We start from the raw sequence: 10,071 nt of genomic DNA on the forward strand, positions 1-10,071 counted from the left end.
AGAGTCGCAACAACGAACACTTCGACGAAGCTAACCAGCATCAGGTTCAAGGGATTTACCCCGACCTCGGAGAGCCTGCCGGGGCCAGCCCCTCCGGAAGCCAATACGCTCAACAGACCTAGCTGCAGCGAGGTCACCAGCGCGATGGAGAACCCCAGTGAAATGGCGGCGCTCCAGGCTGTTGCAAACTCAAACCTGATCTCATCGGCTGATCTTCTGATCATCAAGGTTGCGATAAAGGCCGCCAGTAATACAACAACGATGGCAACCATTCCAAAATCAAGCTTGCCAACCGGCAGGGCTCCAAAAATAGGAACCGCTGGAAGCGGTCCCACTTGCGAACCCAGAGGCGAAATAAGTGACCCGGTACCGATTGAGAAACCAACTCCAGTGAACCAGGCGGCTCCATAAATAACGATGTTCGGCAAAATAGCCAGCTGACCCGCGGTCAGAACAATCGCTCCCAGCACACTCACTTGGACGCTCTCGTAGAGCCTCGTGATATCAATCCAGTTCAACCCAATCAAAACTGCCACCGTGAATGAGGACACCATCAGAAGCATTGCGGTGATTGCGGTGCCGGCACGAAGGGCTGGAGAGATCAGAGATCTGATGCTCCAGTGCATCTTTAGCCTCACATCGTTCAGCGCTCTTCTGATGCGGTCGCGCTCTGGGGCCTGGTCCAATACGTCGCCGTCAAATAAAATATCGGGTCTTCCAAAAACCGAACCTAGAAACTGAAAAACAAAGAATAAAACGGTCGGAAATATAACACCCTGCCAGGTGACCGGATAAATTGCCTCGTCAAAAGCCAGAGTGCTGATTGCAAGAGACGCTGCACCAAAGACCATAACTCCGCCGAGCCAACCCGGCCATAGGGCGGTTGCGACCAGAAATCTTTTTCCGGCGTTGTAATAAAGACGTGCAAACCAGATTGTCATGCCTAGGGGGATAAGTGAAATTACAAAGAAGGGAACCGCTACACCTAAGATTTCGCCGGCTGGCACCACAAGCCTGGTGCCGTGAGAAAGTAACCAAAAATCAGAGGCTGCTCTAAAGGCTACGGTCCAGTTAACGTTTGGATCATTTTCAATAATCCAAACGATGGTTAGCGGGGCGAGCAGAACTCCAAGTCCAATGGCAACCAAAATCGCAGCTTCTAAGCTTGCGATGAAAAAGGTTTGTCTTCTGTTCACAGCTCTAAGTCTTCTTGATTTTTACAGAGAACTTATTACCTCGCGCATGAGTGCTGCGGTCTCGCTCGGGGTCTTGCCAACCTTGACGCCAACCGCCTCAAAGGCCTCTTTCTTGGCCTGGGCGGTTCCGGCGGAACCAGACACGATTGCTCCCGCGTGACCCATGGTCTTACCCTCGGGGGCAGTGAATCCGGCGACGTAGGCAACCACTGGCTTGGTGACGTGGTCCTTGATGTAAGCGGCTGCCTTTTCTTCCGAGTCGCCGCCAATTTCACCAATCAAAACGATTGCTTTGGTCTCCGGGTCTTCCTGGAAAGCCTTGAGTGCATCGATGTGTGTTGTTCCAATCACCGGGTCTCCACCGATACCGATTGCTGTTGACATTCCGATGTCTCTTAGCTCGAACATCATCTGGTAGGTCAGAGTTCCCGACTTTGAAACAAGTCCAATTGGTCCTGTTCCTGTGATATCACTCGGTGTGATTCCGGCGTTTGATTTTCCAGGGCTGATGATGCCCGGGCAGTTGGGTCCGATGATTCGGGTCTTTAGGCCCTTCGAAACGTTGTAGGCCCAAGCCTCCGCTGAGTCGTGAACTGGAATACCCTCGGTGATTGCAACAGCTAGACCGATCTCTGCATCGATTGCCTCGATCATCGCGGTCTTAGCAAAGGCGGGTGGAACAAAAATAACGGTGACGTTGGCACCGGTTTCCTTCATCGCGTCGGCTACCGTTCCAAAAACCGGAAGAGACTTACCGTCAACCTCTACTGTTTCGCCAGCCTTACGAGGGTTTACTCCACCTACGATGTTTGATCCACCCTTAAGCATTCTTTGGGTGTGCTTCATTCCCTCTGATCCAGTCATACCCTGGACGATGATTTTTGAATTCTGGTCTAGAAAAATTGCCATCTGATGCTTCCCTACTTGCTTGCTAGCTCGGCTGCTTTATCGGCAGCCGAGTCCATGGTCTCAACAACTGTTACAAGCGGGTGGTTCGCATCCGCCAAAATCTTTCTTCCCTCAACGACGTTGTTGCCATCTAAGCGAACAACCAGTGGCTTGGTAGCTGAAGAACCCAGTTTTTCCAGAGCCCCAACGATTCCGTTGGCAACCGCGTCGCAGGCGGTGATTCCCCCGAAGACGTTCACAAAAACTGACTTCACCTGCGGGTCATTCAAAATAACATCGAGACCTGCGGCCATAACCTCAGCGGAGGCTCCGCCTCCGATATCCAGGAAGTTAGCCGGCTTTACTCCCCCGTGGCGCTCACCCGCGTAGGCAACAACGTCGAGGGTGGACATAACAAGACCTGCACCATTACCGATGATTCCAACTTCACCGTCTAGCTTGACGTAGTTCAAATCCATGGCCTTGGCTTTGGCCTCCAGTGGGTCGAGCGTATCTCTCTCCATCTCCTCGCGCTCGTGACGGAACTCAGCGTTGTCATCCAAAGACACCTTGCCATCGAGAGCCAAAATCAATCCGTCTTCGGTAAGAACGAGCGGGTTTACTTCAACCAGTGTGGTGTCTTCTTTTTTGAATACGTCATATAGCTTTACAAATATCGGTGCCACCTTGGCGGCTAGTCCGTCATCAAAGCCTCCGGCTTTGGCAATTTCGAGAGCCTTTGCCAAATCAATTCCCTTGACTGCGTCAATGGCAATTTTGGCGAGCGCCTCAGGGCGCTCCTCGGCTAGTTGCTCAATGTCCATTCCACCCTCGACCGAGCAAAGGGAAAGAAAAGTTCGGTTTGATCTATCGAGTAGTACGGAGAAGTAAAACTCCTTGGCGATCTTGGCGCCTTCGGCGATCATCACACGCTTAACGATGTGACCTTTTATGTCTAGTCCAAGAATCTTTTCGGCCGCAGCTTTGGCTTCTTCGGGTGAGTGGGCAACCTTCACGCCTCCGGCTTTTCCTCGGCCACCGACTTTTACCTGGGCCTTAACAACGACGGTTCCACCGATCTTGGCAGCTGCCGCCTCGGCTTGCTCCGGGGTGTCTGCGATGAGTCCCTGAAGGACTGGAACCTGATATTTTTCGAAAAGATCGCGTGCTTGATACTCAAATAAATCCAACTGTTAACCCGTCTCAGAAATAGAACTATTGGCCTTATGGCCCCTGGCACTCAAGTTTAGAGCTTTTCGATGGGGGCTATTTTGACCACCAGCTGCTTGGTTGCTCCGTTATCGAACTGGACCTCAGCAACCTGCTTGGGACCTTCACCTCTGGTTGATGCAACGGTGCCCGGCCCATAGTCGGAGTGATTTATGCGATCGCCGACCTCCAGCTGCAAGGAGCTGTTGTCCCTCACTTCTCTTATGGCACCAGCTATCTGGGTCTTGGGCTTCAAAGATGGAGTTGGGGTGGATGAGCCCATTCCCCTAAAGCCCCCGGCAATAAAGCCACTCGATGCCCGCTCGGCACCCTCGGTCTGAAGCAGCTCAGGTGGGATGTCGCCCAAGAAGCTGGAGGGTAAAAAGGCCGTGGTTGAGCCAAACAGAGTCCGCTGCAGCGCCGAAGTCAAATACAGTCTTCCGCGCGCCCTCGTCATGCCCACATAAAGAAGTCTTCTTTCCTCCGAGACCCCGCCGGGCTCATCGAAGCTTCGAACATGCGGCAGGGTCCCCTGCTCGAGACCAACCAGAAATATCACGTCATCCTCCAAACCCTTCGCGGTGTGAAGGGTCATCAAAGAAACACTGCCCGAGTCATCATCGATTTCATCGGCAGCTGCTGCCAGTGTGATGTCCGCCAGGTACTCAGCGATGGTGGCATCCGGGTTTTGCCTCTGGTATTCAAAGACCTGCCCGATGAGCGCATCTAGGTTATCTACCCTCGCTTCATCCTGCGGGTCGCGACTGTCTTCAAGAGCTCCGCGATAACCGGAGAGATTTAGAGCTGCCGACAGCACCTCGGCGATTTTTGACTCCACTGTCATGGCGTCTAAGTCGTTTAGCAACTTAGAGAATGAGGTCAGCGCATTTGTGAGCTTCGGTCCTAGTCCCAGCGCATCGGTTCGACCGATTGCCTGGCGGAAGGAAATTTCTTCCCGTCTTGCAAGCTCTGCAATTTTCAATTCGGTTTTTTCTCCGATGCCGCGCGAGGGCTCGTTCAAGATGCGTCTGATTGCCTCATCGTCTCTCGGGTTAGCAATAGATGTTAGGTAGGCAAGCGCATCCTTGATTTCTTTGCGCTCGTAGAACTTCAGTCCTCCGATGACCTGGTAGGGAATGCGCTGGCTTTTCAGCTCCGCTTCCAAAGACGGAGAGAGGGCGTTGGTTCGATACAAAATTGCAATATCGCGGTAGGCGACCGAGATGTCATGCAGCTCGGCAATCTGGTCGACCACGTAGGCGGCCTCGGCTCTTTCGTCGAGGCCGGTAAAGGAGATGATCTTTTCTCCGTCGCCGGCATCGGTCCAGAGGTTTTTCTCCGGTCGGTCGAAGTTTTTCGAAATCACGGCATTTGCTGCCGAGAGGATGTTCTGGGTCGAGCGATAGTTCTGCTCGAGCAAAATGGTCTCCGAGCCGGGGAAGTCCTTGGCAAACTCAGCAATGTTGCGCATATCTGCGCCCCTGAAGGCATAGATCGACTGATCTGAGTCGCCAACCACCGTTATGGCTGAGGGGCCGGCAAGCTCGCCAGTTCTGGGGTCGGGTTCGTTATGGGCTTCGGCTATCGGCTTGGTTAGCTCCCGAATTAGCGAGTACTGAGCGTGGTTAGTGTCCTGGTACTCATCGACCAAGATGTGACGGAAACGCTTCTGGTACTGAGCCGCGATGTTTGGAAAAGACCTAAATAGGTAGACGGTCTCGGCAATCAAATCGTCAAAGTCAAAAGCATTGTTTTTGCGAAGCTCGTTAGCGTAGCGGGTAAAGATCTCGGCGATGGCTCGGTCCTTTGGATTAGTCGAGTCGATCATCGAATAAAAGTCCTGCGAATCCTTGAGTTCATTTTTGGCATTAGAGATTCTCGCTGCGACGCTCTGGGGCTTTAGCCCCTCGATGTCGCTACCGGATTCACGAATCAAGCGCTTAATCAGGGCCCTGGTGTCTCCGGTGTCATAGACGGTGAAGTTTGCGTCGTGGCCCAAAAGGCCTGCCTCGCGTCGAAGAATCTGAAGGCAAGCCGAATGAAAGGTCTTGATCCACATTCCATCTGCAACGTTTCCAAGTAGCGAGTGCACACGCTCTCGCATTTCACTGGCCGCTTTATTGGTGAAGGTGATTGCAAGAATCTGGGAAGGCCAGGCCTCTTTATTGTCGAGTAGGTGGGCGATGCGGTGGGTTAGAACTTTAGTCTTTCCGGAACCTGCTCCGGCAACAATCAAAAGCCCGGGACCTCGATGAGTCACCGCGGCAACTTGCTGCGGGTTTAGTCCTTCGAGGAGATTCTGATTCATAACTCGCTAAAGCTTAGGTGGTGCCATCGACAATGCTGCGTAGCAAATCGGGCTGATCGACGAAGATTCCGTCGAGACCTGAAGCCGCCACCTTAGCAAAATACTCGTCGACGCTTCCGGTGGCATCTTCGGCCTTTAGGGTCCAGCCGTAAATTTCAATACCCAGTTCGTGGGCGAGCTGAATTGAACCGTTTGGGATGGTGTGGGTGCCATCATCGTCCAGATCAAGAAGTAGCGGAAGATCCAAGCTGACTCCGTCAAAATCGCCGGCAATTTTTTCGAGATACGACTTATTCAATTTGGTCTCGTTATCTGGGAGTCGCGCCTGCTCGGTCAAAAAGACGTATTTTTTATCCGACCCGCAAGCTTTTTGCAAAAGCTGCATCATCTCGTAATCAAAGCTTTCGATTACGAGCTCGATACCGCGCTCTTTCCAGCTCGACTCATCAAGCTTTCGGGCCAGAATCCCTGCGATATCCATGCCTCTTCGGGTGAAGTGCATGCCGTGCTTGACCTCAATAATTAAGGTCTTTCCATCCATAAATGGGGCGGCCAGCAGCTGATCGATGATTGGAATCTTGAACTGGCCATCAAATTTTGCACTTCCGGGCCTAATTTCTGGAAGACGCTCCCTGGCCCTTATCGAATCAAGCTCCGCGTAATCAAAGTCTTCACTGAAGAAGCCGTTCTCGGTAATTCCATCGGAATAACCGGCTCTTTCTCGATCGGCGAACTCGGGGTGCAGCTCGATGTCCGTTGTTCCGTTTAGCCAGTTCTCGTGCCGAAGGATTAGTTCACCGTCACGGGTTGGAACTAGGTCGCACTCAACACCGTCGGCCCCTTGCAAAATTGCAAGCTCAAAAGCCTCCAGGGTATTTTCAGGGCGGTAGCCGCAAGCTCCGCGATGACCTAGAACTAGTGGCGCCACGACGCTACTCCCATTCGATGGTGCCCGGTGGCTTTGAGGTCACATCGAGCACCACCCGGTTGACACCTTCAACTTCGTTGGTGATGCGGTTTGAAATCTTCGCAAGCAATTCATAATCAAGCCTGGTCCAGTCCGCGGTCATGGCATCTTCACTTGATACCGGACGCAGAACAATTGGGTGACCGTAGCTTCTTCCGTCTCCTTGAACACCCACTGAGCGAACATCGGCCAGCAGCACTACCGGACACTGCCAAATTTCTCCATCGAGGCCGGCGGCTGAAAGCTCAAACCTAACTATGGCATCTGCCTTGCGCAGTAAGTCGAGGCGCTCCTTGTTCACCTCGCCAACAATTCGAATTCCAAGACCGGGACCCGGGAAAGGCTGACGCTGAACTATTTCCTCTGGAAGACCGAGTTCTTTCCCGATTGCGCGAACCTCGTCCTTAAAAAGTGTTCTGAGTGGCTCGACAAGTTCAAACTGTAGGTCTTCGGGTAATCCTCCGACGTTGTGGTGGGATTTGATGCCTGCGGTTACGCCGCCTCCTGATTCCACGACGTCCGGGTATAAAGTTCCCTGAACCAGGAACTTGATCGGTCGGTTATCAGCTTTGGCCTCGGCAATTAGTTCGGCCTGGGCCTGTTCAAAAGTTCTAATGAATTCTCGGCCGATGATCTTCCGCTTAGTCTCGGGATCCGATACCCCGGCCAAAGCGGATAGGAACTTCTCCTCGGCGTTTACCGTGACCAGGCGAATACCAGTTGCCGCAACGTAATCGCGCTGCACCTGCTCGGCTTCGCCTTCGCGAAGAAGGCCGTGGTCCACAAACACCGCCACCAGTTGGTCCCCGACTGCCTTATGGACCAGGGCTGCAGCCACCGCTGAGTCAACACCACCTGACAGACCGCAGATAACGCGATCTGTGCCAACTTGTTTTTTGATTTTTTCGACCTGCTCGGCGATAACGTTTCCGGAGTTCCAGTCTGCTGGTATGCCGGCAGCGTTGTGAAGGAAGTTTTCCAAAACGTTTTGACCAAACTGAGAGTGCTTAACTTCCGGGTGCCACTGAACTCCGTAGATCTTTTTTTCTTTCGAAGCAAAGGCTGCAACCGGAGTTGTTTCTGTGGAGGCCAAAACTTCAAATCCATCGGGGGCCTTTACCACCTGATCACCATGGCTCATCCAGCAGGTTTGGGAATCCGGTTGACCGGCCAAAATTTCACCGGCTGCGGTCACTCTTAAGTCGGTTTTGCCGTATTCACGCTTTCCGGTTTTATCAACCTGTCCACCTAGCAGATTGGCGAGTGTTTGAAAGCCGTAGCAGATTCCAAGAATTGGAATTCCAAGTTCCAGGATTTTTTTATCAAACTGAGGAGATCCTGGCTCGTAAACACTCGAGGGTCCACCGGATAAAATAATCGCCAGCGGGTCCTTGGCTTTTATATCCGCCGCGGTGACGTTGTGGTGAACAATTTCGGAGTAGACACCGGCTTCACGCACTCGGCGAGCGATCAGTTGCGCATACTGCGCACCGAAGTCGACTACCAATACCGGACGATTAATTTTTAGCTTCCCAACCCACTTCGCGCATTTGCTCTTCTGCAATTTTGGCGTAGTGACGCTCGGTAAAGAAAGAAAGGAAAGGAACAATTCCGCCGGAGGCAATGATTAGAAACCTTAGGAAGCTCCAGCGCATTAACGTCCACATTCTGAAATCGGCGAACAGATACAAAACGTATAGCCACCCGTGAATTACCAAAATGGCAACCGTCAGGTTCAGCCCGGTGTCCGGAAGACCCTGACCCTCGTTGATGTAGGGCTCTAGGGTGATGAGCCCATTTGGGCCAAAGGCCCAGAGGTCGTATCCGACCGTGGCTCCAAAGGTGACGTTTTCAAGGCGCCGAAGGCCCCAGGTGAGCATAAGAAGAAGTAGGAATCCGCCGGTAATAAAAGACGAGACCTTGAAAAGCTTGAGGGCCTTCTCAATCGCAGGTAAAGATGCTGGATTTAGAGGCCTTGACATGCCTCTAAGTTTACTTGCTCGGAAGCACCACTACTTTGATGGCTTCGCCTGAAAGCACGGCCTCGATGCCCATTTGAACATCATCCAGTGAAACCCGGGTGGTTATTAGGTCGGCCACCTTGACCTTGCCGGAGGCAATCAGGGCTAGCGCCTGACGGTTGTGCGAAGGTGATGAGCCATTGGCTCCCATCAGCATGAGCTCTTTGTAGTGCACGAGGTTTGAGTCCGCTTGGATCATTGGCTTGTCTTTTGGAAGACCCCCGAAGAAGCTGATTCTTCCTCCCGGTCTTGCCATGTCTATGGCTTGCTCTTGGGCTTGACCGGAAGGGGCGGCAGTGATGATCACCGAAGGACCCTTGCCGTCGGTTTCTTTTTTGATAATCTCGGCCAAGTCTTCGTTTGACATATCTATGGCGCGATCCGGCTTCACAACATCCGCAGAAAGTTTCAACCTCCCGCCGTTGATGTCAGCTAAGAAAACTTTTTTTGCGCCCAGTGCTCTGGCAAGTCTTACGTGGAGACAACCAATCGGTCCAGCTCCCATCACCAGTACCTCGTCGCCTTCGCCCACTCGAACAAGCTCTTGGGCATTTAGAACACAGGCCAGCGGCTCAACAACCGATGCTTCTTCGTAGGAGACACCTTCGGGAATTAGGTTCATGCCGTCTACTCGAACCACTTCGTTTGGAACAATCATGTATTCGGCAAAGCCACCGGGGAACTGATACCCCATAGAAAGTTGGTTCGGGCAAATTGTCATCTTGTCATCAAGACAGGCCCAGCAAGTTCCACATGGAATTGCGGCGATGACCTGGACTCGGTCGCCTACCTTTACAGAGGTCACTGAATCGCCGACCGAAACAACTTCGCCGGCTATTTCGTGTCCGATGATCTGAGGAGGTTCGAGTCTGGGATGTCCGTGGTTAAAAATCTTGGCATCGGTGCCGCAAGTGGCGCACGCGTGAATGCGCAGTTTTACCTCACCCGGTCCAGCCTCTGGTTCTGGAACTTGCTCAACCTTTAGATCCTGCGGTCCCCGGTAAATTGCTGCCTTCACGTGTTTTGTTGCCTTTCTATGAATTGATTAGTTCGAGTAATTCTTGTGGAGAGTTGGATTCCATCATCGTCTTGTAGGAAGCCTCGTCCAAGAGCTTGTCCGCTAGGTTCCCAAGCAACTCTCCGTGCTCGTCCCCCTTGGCAGCAATGCCGATGCACAACTTGACTAGCTCGCCGTCCCACGAAACCTCTTTCTCAAAGCGAACCAGCACGACTTGGGTGAAGTTCACATACTGCCTTGCTGCGTCGGTACCGTGGGGTAATGCCACCTGCTCACCCATGTAAGAGGAGATTATGTTCTCTCTTTCCCACATGGCGGCAAGATATGGTTCCTCCACAGCCCCGAGGGTGTGAAGTGTTTCGCCGCAAAGACGCACGGCCTCCTCTTGCGAGGAGGCCGTGACGCCTAAGCGAATTCCAGCCAACTGTAAAAAATCAGTCATCCGAAATGTTGTCCCCATTCAA

9 protein-coding genes are annotated in these 10,071 nt (G+C 52.6%); all 9 read right to left on the minus strand.

The genetic code is table 11. The annotated features are described in order from the left end of the window. The coding region (locus WAO31_RS02710; RefSeq protein WP_509589952.1) for a cell division protein PerM at positions 1 to 1,196 on the minus strand (1,196 nt) is incomplete at its 3' end. A 21-nt stretch (positions 1,197 to 1,217) separates the two neighbouring features. Beyond that, positions 1,218 to 2,105 carry a succinate--CoA ligase subunit alpha gene (gene sucD / locus WAO31_RS02715; protein ID WP_509589954.1) on the minus strand — a complete coding sequence of 296 codons (888 nt, stop codon included), beginning with the start codon at positions 2,103 to 2,105 and terminating at the stop codon, positions 1,218 to 1,220. Positions 2,106 to 2,116: 11 nt separating this feature from the next. Next, on the minus strand, positions 2,117 to 3,274 hold the full coding sequence (gene sucC, locus WAO31_RS02720; RefSeq protein WP_509589956.1) for an ADP-forming succinate--CoA ligase subunit beta: 1,158 nt from the start codon (positions 3,272 to 3,274) through the stop codon (positions 2,117 to 2,119). A 56-nt stretch (positions 3,275 to 3,330) separates the two neighbouring features. Beyond that, positions 3,331 to 5,601, minus strand: a complete 2,271-nt coding sequence (locus tag WAO31_RS02725; RefSeq protein ID WP_509589958.1) for an ATP-dependent helicase — start codon at positions 5,599 to 5,601, stop codon at positions 3,331 to 3,333. Positions 5,602 to 5,614: 13 nt separating this feature from the next. Next, positions 5,615 to 6,529, minus strand: a complete 915-nt coding sequence (locus WAO31_RS02730) for a glycerophosphodiester phosphodiesterase family protein (RefSeq protein ID WP_509589960.1) — start codon at positions 6,527 to 6,529, stop codon at positions 5,615 to 5,617. Between the two features lie 4 nt (positions 6,530 to 6,533). After that, positions 6,534 to 8,090, minus strand: a complete 1,557-nt coding sequence (guaA, locus tag WAO31_RS02735; protein WP_509589968.1) for a glutamine-hydrolyzing GMP synthase — start codon at positions 8,088 to 8,090, stop codon at positions 6,534 to 6,536. Continuing rightward, entirely contained in the window at positions 8,086 to 8,550 is a 465-nt protein-coding gene (locus tag WAO31_RS02740; RefSeq protein WP_509589962.1) for a DUF3817 domain-containing protein, read from the minus strand. The genes guaA and WAO31_RS02740 overlap by 5 nt, the downstream gene beginning before the upstream one ends. A gap of 10 nt (positions 8,551 to 8,560) precedes the next feature. Continuing rightward, entirely contained in the window at positions 8,561 to 9,607 is a 1,047-nt protein-coding gene (locus tag WAO31_RS02745; RefSeq protein ID WP_509589964.1) for a zinc-dependent dehydrogenase, read from the minus strand. A gap of 16 nt (positions 9,608 to 9,623) precedes the next feature. Continuing rightward, positions 9,624 to 10,049, minus strand: a complete 426-nt coding sequence (locus WAO31_RS02750; RefSeq protein WP_509589966.1) for a PTS mannitol transporter subunit IIA — start codon at positions 10,047 to 10,049, stop codon at positions 9,624 to 9,626. Positions 10,050 to 10,071 lie beyond the last annotated feature (22 nt).

The organism is Rhodoluna sp. (genome assembly GCF_049276775.1).
Taxonomy (GTDB): Bacteria; Actinomycetota; Actinomycetes; order Actinomycetales; family Microbacteriaceae; genus Rhodoluna.

Excerpts from the sequence above, each read along its gene's own strand:
- sucD (WP_509589954.1), bottom strand. The coding sequence starts at position 2,105 with ATGGCAATTTTTCTAGACCAGAATTCAAAAATCATCGTCCAGGGTATG.
- WAO31_RS02725 (WP_509589958.1), bottom strand. The coding sequence starts at position 5,601 with ATGAATCAGAATCTCCTCGAAGGACTAAACCCGCAGCAAGTTGCCGCG.
- WAO31_RS02740 (WP_509589962.1), bottom strand. The coding sequence starts at position 8,550 with ATGTCAAGGCCTCTAAATCCAGCATCTTTACCTGCGATTGAGAAGGCC.
- WAO31_RS02750 (WP_509589966.1), bottom strand. The coding sequence starts at position 10,049 with ATGACTGATTTTTTACAGTTGGCTGGAATTCGCTTAGGCGTCACGGCC.